We start from the raw sequence: 20,593 nt of genomic DNA, 5'->3' as shown, positions 1-20,593 counted from the left end.
TTACACCGTGACAGCCTATGGAATTGAGGTAATCCCTAAAGCAAATGCTTTAGGTTCTTGATGGTGAAGTAGGAATTAAACATCAAACCCACATTGAGTAGGTTTGAGTAGGTTTTAAATAACGGTTCATCTTATTAGGCATGCAGTTTCTGGAACAGTTGCTGACTGGTACTTTCCAGGGTTTGCGGAATTGCCAGCGCCGCAACGAAACGGTCAGGGCGTAAAATTACCACCGAGCCTGTGGTTTTGCCAAACCAGCTGCGAATTTCTGTGCCCAGATCACCAATGGTAATCACATCTGCAGAGTGTTTCGGCTGTGGATGTTTGAGCTGCACCGCAGGAATTACCTGAATAAATTTCACCCCCAGTTTCTGCCATTGCTGCATGCTGCTGTCAGACAGTCCCCATTTTGGATCAACCCCCCAGGCGATAATCGCAAAATCATTGCCCAGTACGTCATCCAGCAGCACCGTTTCACCTGAGGCCAGTTGTACCTGCGGCTGAATAAACATTTTACCGACCGGCGAGTGTTTATCGGTTTGTGGCAACAGGGCGCCATCCTGATATTTCGGCATCGGCTTAAAGCGCATTTCCAGCAAATACTGTTTGATTGGCTTGATGTAATTCAGCACATAAGAAATACCATCACGGACAATACCGTGCCATTGTTTTGGCGGCGCCAGCACATGCCCGGCCATCACCGATAAATCAATCATGGCTTTGGCATGGTCTTTACGTTCAATCTGGTATGAATCGAGCAGCTCGGCAGCGGCTTTGCCCTGAATCACCAGCGCCATTTTCCAGGCTAGGTTAAAGGCATCACGCATGCCGCTGTTATAGCCCTGACCCTGCCACACCGGCATAATATGTGCTGCATCGCCGGCCAGTAAAATCCGGTCAACACGGAATTTTTCGGCAATACGCGCATTGTGGGTATAGACGCGCTGGCGAATGACCTCGATACCATCGGTGATTGGCAAGACTTTAGACAGTAACTTGGCGATATTTTCCGGTTTGCTTAGTTCTTCTTGGGTTTCGCCCGGCATCACCATAAATTCGAAACGGCGGATGCCATGCGGCAGGGCGGCGGACACATAAGGACGCACCGGGTCACAGCACAGATAAATATGCGGCGTGGCCAGTGGGTCATTATCAATATCAATCACAATCCACTGGTTCGGAGCTGTTTTACCATCAAAGGCAATATTCAGACGACGGCGTACCAGAGAGTTGCCGCCATCGCAGGCAATCAGATACTGCGCCTGAATCACTTCCTGCTGACCCTCACGTGTATGCAGTTTGAGCGTCACGCCACTTGCATCTTGACGAAACTCGGTCAGTTCCCGGGAAAAAAGCACTTGGGTCTGTTCATATTGGGTCAAGCCGTTTAACAGCACCTGATCGACCTGCGGCTGGATAAAGGCATTGCGGCGCGAGAAACCAAATTCGCGGGTCAGCGGTTGAATATCGGCGAAGCAGCGGCCTTTTGGGGTAAGAAAGCGCATGGCGTGATTGGGCGTGGTATGCGGCAAGACCTGATCGACCAGACCTAAAGACTGAATAGTCCGCAACGATTCATCATCAATCCCGATGGCGCGTGGGTAATCAATCAGGCGATCCAGCTGTTCCACCACCATCACCTGAATACCTTGTTTGCTTAAATAGTTGGCGATGGTTAAGCCGACCGGACCGGCACCCAGAATTGCCACTTCAGTTGTATAGTTTGTTGTGTTCATCGCGAGGTCCATCCATCACGTCAGATTAATGCCCATTAACGGTGAAAGGCCGGGATTCAACAAGTTATGCCATAGTGGAAACAGAGGTCGACTGTAGAGGATAGTAAATAAGATGATTTTTATAATTTGTTGATTAGATGAATATTTATAATAAAAATACGATCATTCAGGATGATGTTACGATCATTTATTTCTATAGTAAAAAGACCATTTCCATAAAAAAGTGAAACCGCATCAAAGCGGTTTCACCTTCACACAATGGTATTTAATACGGTGCTGCCATCAAAAATAGCAACGCACAGTATGGTAACTATTAACGTGCAGTTTTTTCTTTGTCATCGCTTGATGCAGCTTCAGACGCAGGCTGATCTGCTGCCCCGGCATTGGCCGCTGCTGCTGGCTGCTCCTGGGTGCTGACAATCACTTTGTCTTCAGTTTGGGTATTGGCTGGTGCTGCCGGTGCAGCAAAAGTGGTTGCGGTAGCAGCCGCAAACGTGGTCGCAAGTAAAATTTGAGTTAATTTCATGTTAGGCATCCTTTAATATTCATTTTAGAGTTGACCTCGTATGCACATCACCTGCATCGAGGACAGGCTTCATGCTATGCCGCAGTAGGAGATTGAGCAATCGAAGCAACAAAGCAAAAAATCTGCTTAACATTGGCTCTACATGAATGAAGAAAATGTAGCAATTGGGTAAGAATTTACCGTTTTTTGCATCTAAAATTGGCGAACTTGCAGAGGAGATGGCCAGAGTTATCCCCATGCCGGGATAAATAAAATTACATTGCCGCCGATATTGCAGCGTTACGGAGAAAAACTGCAGGCAGATAAATGTAATTAAATTTTTCTAAAAGATAGCAAAGGTAGGTGCATTTTCTGGCTCAAGCTGAAAAAATCTCAGCCAGAAAGCTGCAGTGCTGGCTTGAACCACATGGCAATCTTGCATAGCATGCAAACGTTGCCCAGCCAAAGAGTAGACCTGTGAAACTGATTGCACCGACACGCGCCGTTCCAACCCATATTATTTCCGGTTTTCTGGGAGCCGGGAAAACCACGCTGTTACAGCAATTGCTGCGTCAAAAGCCGGAGCAGGAAGTCTGGGCGGTGTTGATGAACGAATTTGGCCAGATCGGCATCGACCAGCAGATTTTGCCGCAAAGTGACGGTTTTGAAATTAAGGAACTGCTCGGTGGCTGTTTATGTTGCAGCAGCCAGTTACCAATGCAGATTGCCTTGTCACGCTTACTGGATGAAGCCAAGCCCGACCGGCTGTTTATTGAACCCACCGGATTGGGCCATCCGCTGCAATTGCTGGAACAGCTGACCGAACCGCACTGGCACAGCCATCTGGACATGCGCGCCTTGGTCACGGTGGTGGATGGTTCACGTTTGCACGATGCCGACTGGACCCAGCAAAACCTGTATACCGACCAGTTAAAAGCCGCCCAGATTATTGTGATTTCACATCCGGATCAGATGCAGCCCGCAGATGAACAGGGCCTGGAAAAATTAAAACAGGAATATCAGGCCTATGCACCGCGCTGGCTAGCTGCTGAAAACGGTCAGCTGCCATTGGCTGAAATTGATCTGGCCCATGTCGGCATCCAGCGTAAAATCCAGCCTTTATTGCAGCTGCAACGCACACTGCCGGCACAGGCAGAGCTGCCGGAAATTAAACAGTTGCCCTATCATTATGTGGAAACGGCGCAGGGGTATTCGGTGGCCGGCTGGAAATTTTCCCGGCGCTGGCAATTTGACTTTTATGCATTGCTGGATCTGCTCTGTGAACAGCAGGACTGGTTGCGGATTAAAGCAATTTTTCACACCAATCAGGGCTGGAAAACCTTTAATTTCAATCCGCAGCAATTTAACTATCAGTCATCGTCCGAAAATACCGATAACCGGATTGAGCTGATTTATCGTCATGCCCGGGACTGGAGCGCGTTTGAGGAACAGCTGCTGGCCTGTCGCATTGACAATACTGCCTAGAATCTGTTCAGCACGGGGCAGCAAAATCCGATATGCTAGGCGCCAAATTTGAGGATCACGTGTATGGCGCTTAAAGCAACAATTTATAAAGCAGATTTAAATATTGCCAATATGGATGTGCATCAATATGGTGACTATCAGCTCACCATGGCCTTGCATCCGTCTGAAACCATCGAGCGCCTGATGGTGCGTATTCTGGCATTTGCCCGCTATGCCGATGAGGCACTGGAATTCACCAAAGACCTGTTTGAAACCGATGAGCCGGCGCTGTGGCAAAAAGATCTCACAGGTCAGCTAATAAACTGGATTGAAGTCGGCTGCCCGGATGAAGACAAGGTCAAAAAAGCCAGCGCCCGTTGCCAACAGGTGGCGGTGGTGGCCTATGGCAGCAATGTCGATGACTGGTATAAACGCTCCAGCAAGCTGAAAACCCTGAAAAATGTTCAGGTCTGGAAACTGTCTACCGCCACCACCGAAGCAATTCAGAAACTGTGTGAACGTACCATGCAGCTACAGTTAAATGTGATGGATGGCGAATGGACCTTAATTGGCGATCAGGCCCAGGCTGTGATTGAATGGGAACAGTTGCAGTAACCCATCCGGTTGCTGCTGTGGTGTCAGGTCAATAAACGGCTGCAATTTAGCGGCCTAAATTATGCAGCTGTCATCAATTCCTTTTATACTCATGCACAATTGATTTGGTTGAAGAGAGCAGACGCATGTCAAAAGAATTAGAAATTATTGATTTAAAAGTGGGTGAGGGCAAAGAAGCGGTCAAAGGCGCTTTAATTACCACTCACTATACCGGCTGGCTGGAAGATGGTACCAAGTTCGACTCTTCCATTGACCGCGGTAACTATTTTGAAACCGTGATTGGTACCGGCCGTGTGATTAAAGGTTGGGATCAGGGCATTCTCGGGATGAAAGTTGGCGGTAAGCGCAAGCTGATCGTGCCATCCCATTTGGCATATGGCGAGCGTAAAATTGGCAATATTATTCCGGCCAATTCCAACCTGATTTTTGAAATTGAATTATTTGACGTGAAAACCCGCGACGAATAAGCCTTCCACATCCCCTGACCGGAGAACAGGATGTCTCTGGTCGGCTTGTGCAAAAATAGTGCAAAAAGTAATTTGAAAGCCCTACAATACACAGTACATTAAAATTATTCCTTTCCAATGTCTGCAGGGATTATCATTTTATTGGAACAGCGCGCGTACTTTCGGATTTCTCTCCTGTTGATGGCCTGGCTGTGTCTGTGTGCACTCAGCCTTGCTTCGGCACGAGCACATTATGATTCCTCACCAGACTCCTATTATCAGCAGCAGCTGATTACGACCCTGCAGTTTAGTGAACGTTCCAGTACCAATTTGGATGGCTCATGGCTGTTTTACAATCAGCAGTTTATTCAACAGCCCAGTGCAGTACTGACTGCAGAACGGGTGCATTTACCGGCTTCTTTTCAGCAACTGACCGGCCAAATGGAAGGCTATGGCACATTTATTGGGCATTTTCAGTTGCCAAAAGAGTTTGTCGGTCGCCGCATTGCGATCTGGATGCCTAGCCAGCAGGGTGCCTACCGGGTGTATTTAAATGGTGAGCCGCTGGCACGCGTGGGGGAAGCCGGTCCTGATGCTGCCCGCCATGAAAACGGCAATGGTCATCGGCTTGCCTATTTTATTGCCGACAGTGAATATTTTACCCTGGCGATTCAGGCCTCCAGTTTCCAGAACTTCAGGGGCGGGCTGGAACATTCAATAAAAATCGGACTCAGCCGTACCATAAACTACCAATACCAGCGCCTGATGATGAGCGTGGCCATGATCAGCGGCGGGGTGCTCGGGATTGGGCTGTTTACCCTGGTCTTTTCCTTTTTCCGTGGGGTGATGTCGCCGAATGCACAAAGTATGTTTGTATTTGGCATTTTTATTGTGTTTCTGGCGCTGCACAACCTGTTCGCAGCCCCGTATGCCTATACTGCTTTTACCGATATCAACTGGATTTGGGGATTGCGGCTGCAATATCTGTTCAGTTTTCTGGCTATTTTATTTTTCTTGAGCTATATGTTCCTGTTTAACCAGCGTTATTTACATCGGTGGGTATATTGTGCTGCGCTGCTGTTAATAGCCATTAATCTGGTCGCTGCATTGTGGGCACCACCGATGGTGCTGGAACAGCTGGCGTTATGGAGTTCTTTATTCAGTCTGCTGGTGCTGATCAATTTTATCTACGGTTTTGCCGAAACTTTGCGGCAGAAACTGAGCTATTCCAAATTAACCGTATGTGCGGTATTGCTGCTGTTTGGCAGCTTTATTCATGATCTGCTGCTGGCCTTAAACCTGATTGAATCAATTGCTTTATCGTTTATTTCTACCAGTCTGTATGCCTTGCTGATTATGCTGCAGCAGGCACGTAACTATGCGCGTGATACTGCCTATATTGACAAACTGAATAACCGTTTGCTGAGCCTGAATAATTCGCTGGATGTTAAAGTCAAGGAACGTACCGCCCAGTTAAGTCAGTTAAATGCCAAGCTGGAATTGCAGGTAAAAATTGATGCGCTGACCGGTGCCTATAATCGCCGTGCCTTGAATGATGAAATCCTGCTACGTTTTGAGCAGACCTGTCAGCAGCCTGAATATACCCTGGCGTTTGTGATGCTAGATGTCGATTATTTTAAAAAATATAACGACCATTATGGCCACTTAAAAGGAGATCAGGTTTTGCAGCAGCTGGTGCTGATCTTAAATCGTGCCTTGCCTGAAAATGCCTATGTGGCACGTTATGGCGGTGAAGAATTTGCCTTGATACTGCACAATGTCCCGATTGCCTTATTAGAGGCGATGATGGTGCAGGTATTACAGGCGGTTCGTGCCGAGCAGATACAGCACATTGCCCGTCAGGATGCGAAAAACTATGTCACGGTCAGTATGGGCGTGGCCTGGATGACTGGCAAGCAGCCCTATGCCAGTGTACTGGAATTTATGAAAGCGGCCGATCAGCAGCTGTATCTGGCCAAGGAAGCCGGCCGGGATCAGTACAGGATTGCCGGGCATTAAGCCAGTGAAAAATCTTTAGTCCAGATATCTGACCAAAGGAATATGTAAAACAGGCTCAATTGCCTGCGGCTGAATCTGAAAGCCATATTTTTGATAAAAGGGCAGCGCAGTACGGGTGCTGGCCAGCACAATCCGTTTCATCTGGCGTTGCTGATAATAATGCAACACTTCATTGAGCAGCAGTTTGCCAATGCCACGCTGCTGGACATCGGGCGCGACATAATTCATTAAAACTTCACCCTGATCGCTGGCCAGAATAAAACCGACCACCTGATGCTGCAGCTCATACACCCAGCAGTTGTTATAGTGCATCAGTAACAGCAGATTTTCCTGATTTTTATTTTCGAGCAGGCGTTGAATCTTGATTTCACGATGTTGATGATCGAGGCTACAGGATCGGATACTGTCGTGCAAAACGCGAATAAGGCTCGGGACATCTTGAATTCGAGCGGATCTAATCATTGTGTTGGTAAAGGCATAAACAAGCACCTATTTGAATGTAAATAAACCCTCAACAAAATGTCAATCTTGTTGTGATTTACGCAGTTTTTTAGGTGTTGTGAGAATTTTTTATTGGGGGATTGATACTGTTTTGTGTCAAAATGAATAAAAAGACAGCAGTTTGGCAGCGCAGATGCGATTAGGTCATCTTTAGGAGCGCATGGAATCATCCTCATCATCAGGCATGATCCAGCGCTGAGATAAGAGACACGAGACCAAACGTTGGGAAATGAGAACCGAACCATTGAGGTAAGCGGGCTTATGGCAAAAATACTGGTAATCCTCCTGATTTTTTTGGCCTTTTATGCGCTGTGGAAAGTCATGATCAAAATCAGAATTAACCGTGCCTTTCAGAAACATCAGGCCGCCTATTGCAATATGGTGCAAGGCCCGATTAGCCAGAAATGCCCGCGACCGGTTGAAGAGGTGATTGAAGAAGTCGCTGCCTATGAACAGCAACTGTTTGATGATGTGGCGGACATCTTTATGCAGGACGCATTAGTTGTACAGCATAAAGAGGATGGCTCAATGCTGCAGGAACAGGTATTGCGTAAAATGCCGGCCAAAACCCAGACCCGGATTGCAGATACCGATCTGGGCGAATGGGCCATTTACTGGACCTTCTATGAGCAGTCGCTGGAATACTATGTGAGCCAGTACGGTATTTTTATCACCCATGTGGATCGGGAGGGCCGTGAAACCCAGCAGCGCCTGTCTTTACCGTCCTGATTACTTTGAAATGCTCACTTCGGTGTTTGCATCGGATGGCAGATATAGGTCAAACGTGGCCGCCACCTGATCCCAGATTTGTTCTGCGCCTTGGCGGAAATAGCCCATATGTCCAATCTGGCTTAAGCCAAACTGCTGCGGACTCAGGTTGATCATTTTCACTGAGGCATTGCAATAATGCTGCATAAAGGCATACCGGGAATTGGGTAAGGCCCAGTCATCATCCAGTGAAGAAGCGGCATAAATTGGGGTTTTGACCTGTGCATAACATTCAAACAGCGCCTGTTGTGCCGGGTCACCAAAAAAGTAAGTCGGATTTTTACACCATTTACGCCATTCCTGATATACGCCCAGCGGCAGGTCTGCGCCCATGTTCAGCTTGCTCCACGGCAAATAACCGGCCAGGGCCACCATTGGCGGGAAAATCAGGTTCCAGACAAATTGCACTTTAATTTTTTCTTTTAGTGGCATATAGCCATGCCAGCCGGCGCCGGTACCAAAACAGTACAGTGCCGTGACCTGCGCATGATTCGGTGCTAATCCCAGTGCCTGTCCGCCATAGGAATGACCGACCATAAATAGCGGCATCTGCTCACGTTTAAAATAGGCAATTGCACCGGCCAGATCCAGTTTGCCCCAATCCAGATAGGACATCTGAAAGCCTTTCAGCCGTTTGGGTGCCGATTTGGCCACACCGCGATAATCAAAACACAGCACCTGATATTGATATTGGCTCATGTACTCGGCAAAGCGGCGATAAAAGGCTTGCGGCACACCGGTTGCACAGGCCACCAGCAGCTGCGCCTTAACTTGTGGCGGGGTATAACAGGTGCCGGTCAGCAGATAACCATCGCTGGCCGGGAAAGTAACGCTGCTGATTTCAAGTGGCGATGTGTGAATTGCAGAAGCAGTGGTGTTCATCCTGAACTCGTATATTTTTAGACTGGCTCTAGTTTGAATGTTGCAGAGGGGCAGTGTCAAAACTGGCGCGTTCATCGGCCAGAAGGTTTAAAATAAACAGCGATAGAAATAAACAGCAATAAAAGCAGGATGAGATAAGCCATGCTGATTGATTTTCGCCAGCAGCAACAGGCCAGGTTTGAACAGGTGGCACGGCGTCTGCAACAGGCCGCTGCCGAGGGCCTGCATTTTGATTCAGTCGCCGATTTTTATCAGTCGGGCTGGCTTGAGCAGTTTCCGGCCGGCATTCGCTGGTCGGTGGCCGGACTGGATGATGGCGCTGAACAGTTTTATGCCCGGATTGATTATCTGGACTGTTTTGTCAGGATTGATGCCGGTGAGATGCTGCGGATTGAATATGGCAGACACCAGAACAATCCGACCACATTCAGCCAATGACAGCGCGTGCAGAATTCTTTTAAATAAACAGGCGATGAACCGGCTGCAACAGCAGGTTCCCCACCAAGAACAAGACCGAAGAAAAAGACAAAATCAGGGATCAACTATGGCGCATCAATTTACTGTCAATGCCACCATTCAGGGTGTTTCATTGAGCGAATTCAAACAGCTGGCTGCAAATACTGCATTACATGAAAATGTGTGCAAACGCATTCCGGGGGAAAATCTGGAGATTCTGGAATCGCAGATCCAAGGTGATATTTACACCTTGCGCCGTGCCTATAACCTGGATGTGAATATTCCAGACATCGCCAAAAAACTGCTAAAAGATGCTTTTCGTTTAAAGCGCACCGATGTCACCAATCTGAGTGCATTGACCTCGACCATTGATTTAGGTGCGAACTTGCCCTTAGAGGCCCGCTGCGCACGTTCGGTGACGGGCAATGATCAGCAGATTCAGATCCAGCTGAACTGGACGGTAAAAGTAAAAGTGCCGTTAATTGGCGGGATGCTGGAAAAACATGCAGAAGGTGAAATTCGCCGCTTTAGCGAAGTGGAAATTAATATTGTGGAAGATGAACTCAAGAAGAATTTAAAAAGTTAAAATCTGCACATCTTTGTATAAAAAGCCCGGATGAATCCGGGCTCTTTTGTTTTGAGGTGGATTAAACCGAAGATCGGGCACGCTCAAAGCGCTGCTGATAAAACCAGGCGGTTATAAATGCCACCAGACACACCACCCAGATATAATATAGCGCGCCAATATTGCTATACAGGCTTAGCCACTGCACCAGCGGTAAGGTGATGCCACCGGCAATGGCATAAGCCACGTTATAAGAAAATGAAATACCGGAAAAACGGATTTGTGCCGGGAACATTTTTACCATACTATATGACACCATCCCGACTGTTCCAGAGGCCAGACCCAAGAGCATATACAGCATAAAGATTGTTGATGCTTCAACATGGCCCAGGCTGTTATAGAACAGTGAGGCAATTGCAGCGACCAGCAGGGAGCCGAATAAAATGACTTTCCCAGCACCAAAACGGTCGGCCAGCAGCCCGGCCACAATACAGCCAATCATCTGCATGACAATGGCGGCACTTTGCATTTTAAAGGCATCGGCGCGGTCAAAACCAAATGCACCGACCAGCAGGTTTGGCATGGCCAAAATCAGCACCACCACACAGGCGGTCAGGAACCAGGTAAAGAACATGCCCATCACCACACCGCTACGATGCTGCGCCAGCACCTGTTTCACTGGTAATTCCTTGGCCAGTTCCTTGCGTGCCTGCATGGCTTTAAATACCGGGGTTTCATGTAAATAACTACGTAAATACAGCGCCACCAGACCAAAAATCCCGCCAACAATAAACGGAATACGCCATGCCCAGTCCTGAATTTCGGCCGCAGTAAATTGCAGTGAAATAAACAGCGACATTAACGCGCCGAGTAAAATCCCCAAGGATAAGCCGGCGGTCAGCAGACCATTGGCAAAACCAATTCTTTTTTCTGGCACATGCTCAGAAACAAAGGTCCAGGCCGCAGGAATTTCTCCGCCAATAGCAATACCTTGTACCACGCGCATCAGCAGTAACAATAATGGCGCGGCATAACCAATACTTTCAAAGGTCGGCATGATGCCAATAAACAGCGTGGGTAGGGCCATCAATAAAATCGACAGGCTAAACAGTCGCTTACGGCCAATTAAATCGCCAAAATGCGCCATCACCGCACCGCCGAGTGGACGGAAGAAATAACCGGCTGCAAAAATCCCATAGGTATTCAGCATGGCCCAAAATGGACTGAGTGTGCTTGGGAAAAACAGATCAGAAATGATTTTGGCGTAAAAGACATAAATGACAAAGTCATAAAATTCGAGTGCACCGCCGAGTGAGGACAGGCCAAGTGTGCGTTTGTCTTCGCGGCTTAAACGGGGAGTAGCATCCATGCGTATCTTCTGACTGAGCTAAAAACAGGAACCGTAATTTTAAAGAAGAGCTATAGCTATGAATAATCAAACTTTATTTGGGAAAAATAAACTAATAGTTATAAAAGTCTGCACGTGTGGATGATTGTTATTGTTGCCAGTGCAGCTGGTTGCGGCCCAGATTTTTGGCCTGATATAGCAATAAATCGGCCTGCTGCGCGGCCTGAGAAAACTCATCAAAGTGCTGGAAAAAGCTGATGCCGAAACTGCCGGTCATTGAAATGACCTGACCACTCTGAATCAGTGGTGTGGTTTCGATGCCGCTGCGAATCCGTTCTGCTACCTGAATTGCGATATCCAGCGGGGTATCTTGCAGTAAAATCAGAAATTCTTCACCGCCCATCCGGCAGATTTCATCGTATTTGCGTACCGCTTTGCTGATAATTTCGGTGACATGCTGTAGCGCGACATCGCCAACCTTATGGCCATATTGATCATTAATCTGCTTAAAAAAGTCCAGATCACACAGAATAATCGCATTCTGTCTGGAACGGCTGTGCTGTTTTAAGCGTTTCAGCCGTTCCTCCAGCGCCCGGCGATTCAGCAAGCCGGTTAATGGATCAAGATTCCGTTCTTTTTGCAGCTGCTGGAAAATATCCTGATAGGCACTATGAAACAGCAGCCCGGCCATCAGCAGGCTCAGGCAGAGAATAATCAGCTGGGTGCCGGCAGCGACCAAGTTGTTACTTAAAATCTGGTTGGTCGGCTGTAATACCACAAACAGATACAGGGTGCGCAGCGCAATCACCGCACTTAACAGCAACAGTGACAGGCGTAACAGGCGATCCAGTTTCTGCTTGAGCTTGACCTGATATAAAGCCTTTAAATTATGCGAAAAAATCAGGGTAATGGTGATGGTCAGCACCAGCATCCGCTGTGCATATTGCTCATCAAACACCGAAAAATACACATAAATTGACTCGGCAATGGCAATTAGCACCAGCAGAAATGCCCAGCGCGTGGTGACATTCAGCCGTAAATGAATGGCATGGGTGAACATCGCACAGCTGATAAACAGCAGCGTGGACGGAATAAAGCTAAAGGTCGGCAACACTTGGGCGGAGACCACGGTAATGATCAGTACGGCCAGACCCGTACACAAGGTCGATGCGGCATACCACAGAAAATAGGTGGGAATTGGTTGGAACAGCCGCAGCAGCAGAATGACGCTGCCAAAGGCCATCATAAACAGCGGGATTAGCGCACTGTAGAGGGAGAAATTTTCGGCTAACATGAACAAATTGCAGGTAAGTCAAAAAATCGCGCCATCATAGCAGCTTCTCCCAGACAGTGATCTAAAAAAGTGCACAATCTTGAGCGCATAATTGAATCAAGAAGATTTAGAAAAGCGATGCGTGTAGCGATGCTGTAACTGCCGGGCCAAAATGCACCGGCTTGCGGTATAAAATAAAGTTGCCATCTACAACAATGATAATGCCCAAAAAGGACCCATCCTATGCAAACGCCTGTTCCAGATTATTTAAAGCATGTTTTGTCACAATGTCAGCGCAATGTGGGCGGGCAGCTGGCCGATTATATTCCGGAACTGGCACAGGCTGATCCTAACAAGCTGGCGCTGGCCCTGTCCACCGCAGATGGCATGATCTATTCCAGCGGTGATGATGGTCATGAATTTACCATCCAGTCCATGTCCAAACCCTTTGCCTATGCACTGGTGCTGGAGCAGTTGGGCATTGAAGAAGTTTTGCAAAAAGTAGGCGTGGAGCCTTCTGGCGAGGCCTTTAACCAGATTTCCTTAGACAAAGAACTGAATATTCCGAAAAACCCGATGATCAACTCGGGTGCGATTACTACCCATTCATTAATTCAAACTAAGGATGGCATTTCACGGGCCGAGCAGCTGCGCCGTTTTTTAAGTGAACTGGCCGGACGGGAATTAAGTTTTGATGAGCAGGTCTATACCTCCGAAATGAAGACTGCATTCCGGAATCTGTCGATTGGCTATATGCTGCGTACTGTCGGTGCACTGGACACTGACCCGGTCGAAATTGTAAATGGGTATATCCAGCAGTGTGCAATTAAGGTCACGGTTAAGGATTTGGCACACATTGCCAGTGTCTTGGCCAATGGCGGCCTACATCCGAAAACGGGCGAATGTTTACTGGATCGGGCGGTGGTGCGGCAGGTGTTAAGCGTGATGCTCAGTTGTGGTATGTATGATGCTGCCGGAGACTGGCTCACCACAGTGGGGATTCCGGCCAAAAGTGGCGTTTCAGGTGGGATTATTGGTGTGCTGCCGGGTCAGGTCGGTATTGCGGTATTTTCACCGCGTGTAGATGAACATGGCAACAGTGTCCGCGGGATTGATATTTTCGAGCGTTTATCTGCCGATATGGGCCTGCATCTGATGGAAGGGACGCCTTCCGCACAAACCATTATTCAAAGCTGTTATTGGGCTGGCAAAAATGATGATGTTCGCGTCTATGAACTGCGCGGAGTGTTGCAGTTTACCGAGTCAGAAATGTTGCTGCGCAATTTACAGGAAGAGCCACCGGGTGATACGACGATGGTACTCGATCTGACCAACCTCACCTTAATTCATGATGTGGGTGCACGGATGCTGTTTGAAGGGGTAGAGCGTTTGCAGCAAGATGGACATCGTGTGGTGGTGGTTGATTCGGAAGGACTGTTAAGTCAAACGCAAATTCAGAAGCATGCAGCGGTGCTGGTTCAGGAAGAGCTAGAGCGTTATTTGCAACAGTATGAATGAGGAAAGGGCCTCTCCTTCAACTTTTCTGGCGCTTTGTTTTAAATACCTCTCCCTGACCCTCTCCTGAGAGGCAGAGGGGGAACTTTACGCGAATTTGATGGTGGTTTTGGATTCGTAATTCATTTAATCACATGACAAAGTCCCCCTTTGAAAAAGGGGGGATTTAGGGGGATTTAGGGGGATTTTTAGTTCCCCCTTTAATAAAGAGGACTAGAGAGATTCTTATGAAATCGAATCATCCAAATTTGGCGCTAACCAACGTTTCGCTTCATCCAGTGTCCAACCTTTACGCTTCGCATAATCTTCCAACTGATCGCCAGAGATTTTACCCACGTTAAAGTATTCAGTTTCAGGGTTCGCATAGTAGAAACCGCTCACTGATGAAGGCGGCCACATTGCAAAGCTAGACGTTAAGTAAGTACCCATTTTCTCAGTGGTGCCTAACCAGTCAAATAGTGGCGCTTTTTCAGAATGTTCAGGACAAGCAGGGTAGCCCGGTGCAGGACGAATACCGACATACTTCTCTTTGATTAATTCTTCATTCGTTAACTGTTCATCTGCTTGGTAGCCCCAGAACTCTTTACGAATACGTTGGTGCAAGTGTTCTGCAAAGGCTTCAGCAAAACGGTCACCCAAGGCTTGAACCATAATCGCGTTATAGTCATCACCTTTGGCTTTATATTCTTGCGAAAGTTCTTCCGCACCAAAAATCGAAACAGTGAAACCACCCAAGTAATCTTGCGCGACATCTTTTGGCGCAACAAAGTCAGCCAATGAGAAGTTGGCTTTACCTGTCACTTTGTCAGATTGCTGACGGATATGCTCAAAGGTATGCGTTACATTGCCATTTGCATCCGTCACGGCAACAGTATCTGCCGCCACACGGTTGGCAGGGTAAATGCTGAATGTTGCACGCGCATCAAAGCGTTTATTGTCGATAATATCTTTCAACATCGCTTGCGCTTGTGCATACAAGTCACGCGCTGCTTCGCCAACGACTTCATCTTCAAGGATTTTCGGGAATTTGCCCGCCAAGCTCCAAGAAATAAAGAATGGTGTCCAGTCGAAATATTCCACCAAGGTTTCTAACGGATAGTTGGTGAAAGTTTGCGAACCAATAAAGTTTGGTTTAACTGGCGCATGTTGAGCAAAGTCAATCTTGAAGCCATTTTCAACAGATTCAGCATAAGAAAGTTTTGCTGCTTTTGGTTGCTTGTTGGCAAGACGAGTACGGATTTTTTCATAATCCGCCGCATAGTCAGCTGCCAATTGTGGCTTCATTTCAGGTGAAAGCAATTGTGTTGCCACACCCACAGCACGAGATGCATCGGCAGTGTAGTACACGCCATCATTGTGATATTGCGGTGCAATTTTCACAGCCGTATGTGCTTTAGATGTGGTCGCACCACCAATCATCAGTGGAATGTTAAAGCCCTTACGTTGCATTTCTTTGGCCACAAAGACCATTTCATCCAAAGATGGGGTGATCAGACCCGACAGGCCAATAATATCGACTTTTTCATCAATCGCAGTTTGCAGGATTTTCTCACACGGTACCATCACGCCAAGGTCAACAATGTCATAACCGTTACAGCCCAGTACCACACCTACAATGTTTTTACCAATGTCGTGTACGTCACCTTTTACCGTAGCAAGCAAGATTTTACCTTTGGCTTCGCCTTGGGTTTTTTCTGCTTCAATGAATGGGTTTAACCAAGCCACGGCTTGTTTCATTACACGTGCAGATTTCACCACTTGTGGTAAGAACATTTTGCCGGCACCGAACAAGTCACCGACGACGTTCATACCTGCCATTAACGGGCCTTCGATTACATCGAGTGGACGTGCAGATTTTAAACGCGCTTCTTCAGTATCTTCATCGATATAAGTTGTAATACCTTTAACTAACGCGTATTCAAGACGTTTTTCAACCGGTTCATTACGCCATTCAAGATTTTCTTCAGCCTTTTGCGCACCCGCTTGACCACGATATTTTTCCGCAACAGCTAGCAATTTTTCAGTCGCTTCTTGACCGCTTGCGCCTTGGTTACGGTTCAGCACGACATCTTCAACTGCTTCTTTCAGTTCTGCATCAATGTCATCGTAAATCGCAAGCTGACCTGCGTTCACAATACCCATAGTCAAACCTTGTTGGATACCGTGATACAAGAACACTGCATGGATTGCTTCACGTACTGGCTCGTTACCACGGAATGAGAACGATACGTTAGAAATACCGCCTGAAATCATCGCATTTGGAAGGTTTTGTTTAATCCAACCTGTTGCTTCAATGAAGTCCACGCCATAGTTGTTGTGTTCTTCAATACCGGTTGCCACTGCAAACACGTTCGGGTCAAAGATAATATCTTCAGACGGGAAGTCCACTTCATTAACTAACACATCATAAGAACGCTTACAGATTTCTTTTTTACGTTCTGCTGTGTCAGCCTGACCATTTTCGTCAAATGCCATCACGATCACAGCCGCACCATACTGACGGCAGAGGCGCGCGCGTTCTACAAACTCGTCATAACCTTCTTTTAAGGAAATTGAGTTAACAACCGCTTTACCTTGTACGCATTTTAAACCTGCTTCGATGATTTCCCATTTCGAAGAATCGAGCATGATTGGCACGCGAGAGATATCAGGTTCAGATGCGATCAGATTCAAGAAGTGCACCATTGCACCTTGTGAATCGAGCATACCTTCATCCATGTTGATATCGATGATTTGCGCACCAGCTTCAACTTGTTGACGTGCCACGTCTAAGGCTTCAGTAAAGTTACCTTCTTTAATTAAACGCAGGAACTTTTTAGATCCGGTTACGTTAGTACGTTCACCAACGTTCACAAAGAGTGAATCTTTGGTGATGTTAAATGGCTCTAAACCACTTAAACGACATGCAGGTTCAATTTCAGGAATTTGACGTGGGGCAATGCCTTCAACCGCTTGTGCAATTGCACGGATATGGTCAGGCGTAGTACCACAACAACCACCCGTGATGTTAATCAAACCACTTTCCGCAAATTCTTTAATAAATGCTGCAGTTTCTTCAGGCGTTTCATCATAACCACCAAAAGCATTTGGTAAACCAGCATTTGGATGTGCTGAAACAAAAGTATCAGCTACGTCAGACACTGTTTTCACGTGTGGGCGCATTGCATCTGCACCAAGGGCACAGTTAAAACCAATTGAAATTGGTTCTGCATGACGCATCGAGTTCCAGAATGCTTCTGCAGTTTGACCTGTGAGTGTACGACCAGACGCATCTGTAATCGTACCTGAAATCATAATTGGTAATTCATAACCAATTTCTTTAAAGACTTCTTTTACGGCAAAGATTGCAGCTTTCGCATTTAAGGTATCGAATACCGTTTCGATCAAGATGATGTCCGCACCACCTTCAATCAACGCTTTGGTTGATTCGATGTAATCAACTTTTAACGCATCAAAAGTAATGTTACGGAACGCGGGATCATTTACGTTTGGTGAAATTGAACAGGTGCGTGAGGTTGGCCCCAAGACACCCGCCACAAAACGTGGTTTTTCCGGTGTTGAATATTTTTCACAGGCAGCTTTGGCCAGACGCGCAGCTTCACGGTTAATTTCCGGAACCAGCGTTTCCATGTGGTAATCTGCCATGGAAACACGTGTGCCGTTAAAGCTGTTGGTTTCAATAATGTCAGCGCCGGCATCTAGGTAGGCTTCATGAATACCTTGAATAATCTGCGGCTGGGTCAGTACCAGCAGGTCATTGTTGCCTTTCAGGTCATAGGCCCAGTCAGCAAAACGCTCACCACGATAATCGGCTTCTTCCAATTTATGGCGTTGGATCATGGTACCCATGGCACCATCGATAATTAAAATTCTTTTGGCAAGAAGTTCTTTCAGGGTAGCAAGCGTGGACATAAAAAACCCTTGTTTTGATGAATCAGAAATGCGCAATATTTTAGCAGAGTTCGACTGCTTTTTTCTGCAATTGATGGGATGGAACGGAACTTTGTGGCATCTTTGCTGAAAAAGTATACGTTTTCATGGGGTTATTTTGAAAATACACATCGTTATAAATAAATCATTGTAAGGATTCATAAAATTGTCATATAGCTATGGCAGCATGAGAGAGTCTAAAAATGGGCCGGGTTTTGCTGTGCTTGTAATATTTCAGGGCCATCAAAGATGACAGCAGTGACAGAAAACCGGATGAAGATGAGATGGTGGTTTATAAGATTTTGATTTATTTTAAATAGTTTGATTTTTTGTCTATAAAATTATCAGGAAATTGTGGCAAATAAAGTAGAAAAATTACTTTATTTGACCTGCTTTTGTCATATAATTGTCACAATTTAACTGAACAATAAGGGGATTTTGTATCCTCTTTTCCTGCTTGCATGAATTCTAATCAAACTCCCGTAGATTCAGCACACCAGTCGGCTCCGAAAAAGTCGACCAATGTTCATGTGCCAACACCGAAATTCTTTATGCCGGTGTTTCTAACGCTTATTATTTCAACGCTTATTTATATTGGCTTTCAATTATCGGCAGATTTATCGCATGTTCCGGCGCTTAGCCTGTATTCGGTGATTCTGCTGGCCACCGCTTTATTTATTGCGCTGGGCTTTGAATTTGTTAACGGTTTCCATGACACCGCCAACGCGGTGGCTACGGTCATTTATACCAATGCCTTGTCTGCACCAGTTGCGGTAATGTGGGCCGGTTTCTGTAACTTCCTTGGGGTGATGGTCGCCAGTGGTGCCGTGGCCTACGGTATTATTGCCTTGCTACCGGTCGAGCTGATCATGAATGTCGGCTCAGGCGCAGGTTTTGCCATGGTTTTTGCCATGCTGATTGCGGCCATTCTCTGGAATTTAGGCACCTGGTTCTTCGGTATTCCGGCTTCAAGTTCGCATACCTTAATTGGTTCCATTCTGGGTGTGGGAATTATGAACTACATCCTCAATGCGGGCGCTGGTGCATCCGGCGTGGATATGGAACAGGTGATGAAAGTCGGTAAGGCTTTACTGTTCTCGCCATTAATTGGTTTTGCCTTTGCTGCCGTACTGTTCCTGCTGGTGAAAAAGATTTTCAAACGTCAGCTGGAACTGTTCCAGCCGCCTGAAGGCAACAAACCGCCACCACCATTAATCCGTGCCATCCTGATCTTTACCTGTACTGGGGTGAGCTTTGCCCACGGTTCTAATGACGGTCAGAAAGGCATGGGCTTAATCATGCTGATCCTGATTGGGATTGTGCCATTGGCTTATTCCTTGAATAAGGAACTGGACAACCAGCATATTCAGTCTTTCCAGCAATTGTCGACGCAAACCGCGTCTGCAATTTATGCCAACCATACCGATATTCCGGATGCGCAGGCCCGTGAAGTAATCACCAAGTACATCCAGACCAAGGAAATCACCCCGGAAGTGGTACCGGCTTTGGCCAGTTTGACTGATCATTTAGGTGAGCGTGTGGGTCAATACGGCGATTTGAAAAATATTCCGGAAGCAGAAGTGGCAGCATTGCGTAATGATATGTACCTCAGCACCACGTCATTCAAGCGTCTGGATAAAGCGGAAGCTTTACCTGCCATGAGCAAGGAACAGGAAAAAGTGGTCGATGATTACCGTGACCATCTCGATTCCTTCCTGCAATATATTCCAACCTGGGTTAAAGTTGCGGTGGCACTGGCACTGGGCTTAGGAACCATGGTCGGCTGGAAGCGTATTGTGGTCACCGTGGGTGAACGGATTGGTAAACAGCACATGACTTATGGTCAGGGTATGTCAGCCGAGCTGGTGGCGATGTCGACCATTGCTGCAGCAGATGGCTTTGGTATGCCGGTATCGACCACGCATGTCTTGAACAGTGCGGTGGCTGGGACCATGGTGGCGAATAAATCTGGCCTGAATTTCCAGATGGTTAAAACCATTCTATCGGCGTGGATTTTCACCTTGCCTGCAACCATCTGTTTATCGGGTGGCCTGTTCTGGTTATTCCTGAAAGTATTCTAAGCCGGTTCATCCGCAATAAAAAACGCTGCCTGGGCAGCGTTTTTTTATATCTGTAGATGAAACAGATGATCCAAATGCTAAGTCGTGACGTCCTTTATTTTTTAGATAGACAGCAAATCTACAATGCATTCTCTCAAGGGGTGAGGGCTGGGGGTAAGGAAATAGCCTAAGCAATATCAAAGCTTCTCTTTCTTTAATGAACCTATCCACTCTTTTATCTTTCAGGTAGACAGCAGGTCTCTAAAAAAATCTCCCTCTCCGTTTTGGATACGTAGCACCGCTACACAAGAGAGAGTGATTTATAGCAAATAATTATATTGACAAATATAGTCAAACATATACAATTTAGGTATTGAATTTTAAAAAAAACTTGCAATGAAATACTTGACTGAAAGCTTAAAGAAAGTAGAGCAAGACCTTGCTTATTTTGTATCCCCTGAAAATAAAGATGGGTTTATTAAGGAATTTGCATCATGGGTCTATGGTGAG

At 46.7% G+C, this 20,593-nt stretch carries 16 protein-coding genes; 9 read left to right on the top strand and 7 right to left on the bottom strand.

The window, feature by feature from the left end; all coding sequences use genetic code 11:
• Positions 1–134: 134 nt before the first annotated feature.
• On the bottom strand, positions 135–1,736 hold the full coding sequence (locus FTT63_RS12575) for a bifunctional 3-(3-hydroxy-phenyl)propionate/3-hydroxycinnamic acid hydroxylase (protein WP_127799487.1): 1,602 nt from the start codon (positions 1,734–1,736) through the stop codon (positions 135–137).
• 313 nt (positions 1,737–2,049) lie between these two features.
• On the bottom strand, positions 2,050–2,262 hold the full coding sequence (locus FTT63_RS12570; RefSeq protein WP_005179468.1) for a hypothetical protein: 213 nt from the start codon (positions 2,260–2,262) through the stop codon (positions 2,050–2,052).
• Between the two features lie 456 nt (positions 2,263–2,718).
• Here FTT63_RS12570 and FTT63_RS12565 point away from each other — a divergent pair, with 456 nt between their 5' ends.
• From FTT63_RS12565 to FTT63_RS12550, 4 genes are all read left to right on the top strand, one after another.
• Positions 2,719–3,726: a GTP-binding protein gene (locus FTT63_RS12565; protein ID WP_168383164.1), complete on the top strand. Its 1,008-nt coding sequence runs from the start codon at positions 2,719–2,721 to the stop codon at positions 3,724–3,726.
• Between the two features lie 63 nt (positions 3,727–3,789).
• On the top strand, positions 3,790–4,320 hold the full coding sequence (locus tag FTT63_RS12560) for a YaeQ family protein (RefSeq protein ID WP_163170310.1): 531 nt from the start codon (positions 3,790–3,792) through the stop codon (positions 4,318–4,320).
• A 125-nt stretch (positions 4,321–4,445) separates the two neighbouring features.
• Positions 4,446–4,787 carry an FKBP-type peptidyl-prolyl cis-trans isomerase gene (locus FTT63_RS12555; RefSeq protein ID WP_005179461.1) on the top strand — a complete coding sequence of 114 codons (342 nt, stop codon included), beginning with the start codon at positions 4,446–4,448 and terminating at the stop codon, positions 4,785–4,787.
• A 117-nt stretch (positions 4,788–4,904) separates the two neighbouring features.
• The gene (locus FTT63_RS12550; RefSeq protein WP_180192380.1) at positions 4,905–6,785 is read left to right on the top strand and encodes a diguanylate cyclase; all 1,881 of its coding nucleotides are present in this window, start codon (positions 4,905–4,907) and stop codon (positions 6,783–6,785) included.
• A gap of 15 nt (positions 6,786–6,800) precedes the next feature.
• Here the strand turns inward: FTT63_RS12550 and FTT63_RS12545 are convergent, their stop codons facing one another.
• Positions 6,801–7,247, bottom strand: coding sequence for a GNAT family N-acetyltransferase (locus tag FTT63_RS12545; protein ID WP_005179455.1), 447 nt, complete (start codon positions 7,245–7,247; stop codon positions 6,801–6,803).
• A 360-nt stretch (positions 7,248–7,607) separates the two neighbouring features.
• Between FTT63_RS12545 and FTT63_RS12540 the strand changes: the two genes are divergently transcribed.
• Positions 7,608–8,015: a hypothetical protein gene (locus FTT63_RS12540; protein WP_257224173.1), complete on the top strand. Its 408-nt coding sequence runs from the start codon at positions 7,608–7,610 to the stop codon at positions 8,013–8,015.
• Here the strand turns inward: FTT63_RS12540 and FTT63_RS12535 are convergent, their stop codons facing one another.
• Entirely contained in the window at positions 8,016–8,936 is a 921-nt protein-coding gene (locus FTT63_RS12535; protein ID WP_163170307.1) for an alpha/beta fold hydrolase, read from the bottom strand.
• 141 nt (positions 8,937–9,077) lie between these two features.
• Here FTT63_RS12535 and FTT63_RS12530 point away from each other — a divergent pair, with 141 nt between their 5' ends.
• Together FTT63_RS12530 and FTT63_RS12525 are read left to right on the top strand one after the other, a co-directional pair.
• Positions 9,078–9,374 (top strand): hypothetical protein, encoded by a 297-nt coding sequence (locus FTT63_RS12530; RefSeq protein ID WP_016659310.1) that lies wholly within the window; start codon positions 9,078–9,080, stop codon positions 9,372–9,374.
• A gap of 106 nt (positions 9,375–9,480) precedes the next feature.
• On the top strand, positions 9,481–9,978 hold the full coding sequence (locus tag FTT63_RS12525; protein ID WP_075167095.1) for a DUF2505 family protein: 498 nt from the start codon (positions 9,481–9,483) through the stop codon (positions 9,976–9,978).
• Positions 9,979–10,039: 61 nt separating this feature from the next.
• On the opposite strand, the gene FTT63_RS12520 is transcribed toward FTT63_RS12525, so the two are convergent.
• Together FTT63_RS12520 and FTT63_RS12515 are read right to left on the bottom strand one after the other, a co-directional pair.
• Positions 10,040–11,326, bottom strand: coding sequence for an MFS transporter (locus FTT63_RS12520; RefSeq protein ID WP_180192378.1), 1,287 nt, complete (start codon positions 11,324–11,326; stop codon positions 10,040–10,042).
• A gap of 127 nt (positions 11,327–11,453) precedes the next feature.
• The gene (locus FTT63_RS12515; RefSeq protein ID WP_152342470.1) at positions 11,454–12,599 is read right to left on the bottom strand and encodes a GGDEF domain-containing protein; all 1,146 of its coding nucleotides are present in this window, start codon (positions 12,597–12,599) and stop codon (positions 11,454–11,456) included.
• A 222-nt stretch (positions 12,600–12,821) separates the two neighbouring features.
• On the opposite strand from FTT63_RS12515, the gene FTT63_RS12510 reads away from it, so the two are divergent.
• A complete protein-coding gene (locus FTT63_RS12510; protein ID WP_152342469.1) occupies positions 12,822–14,096 on the top strand; it encodes a glutaminase in 1,275 nt (424 codons plus the stop codon).
• Between the two features lie 222 nt (positions 14,097–14,318).
• Here the strand turns inward: FTT63_RS12510 and metH are convergent, their stop codons facing one another.
• Positions 14,319–18,005, bottom strand: coding sequence for a methionine synthase (metH, locus tag FTT63_RS12505; RefSeq protein WP_152342468.1), 3,687 nt, complete (start codon positions 18,003–18,005; stop codon positions 14,319–14,321).
• Positions 18,006–18,484: 479 nt separating this feature from the next.
• On the opposite strand from metH, the gene FTT63_RS12500 reads away from it, so the two are divergent.
• Positions 18,485–20,104 (top strand): inorganic phosphate transporter, encoded by a 1,620-nt coding sequence (locus tag FTT63_RS12500; RefSeq protein ID WP_152342467.1) that lies wholly within the window; start codon positions 18,485–18,487, stop codon positions 20,102–20,104.
• Positions 20,105–20,593 lie beyond the last annotated feature (489 nt).

Source organism: Acinetobacter sp. C15 (genome assembly GCF_013420645.1).
GTDB classification, from domain to species: Bacteria; Pseudomonadota; Gammaproteobacteria; order Pseudomonadales; family Moraxellaceae; genus Acinetobacter; species Acinetobacter indicus.
This window is presented reverse-complemented; position numbering and strand designations above follow the sequence as displayed.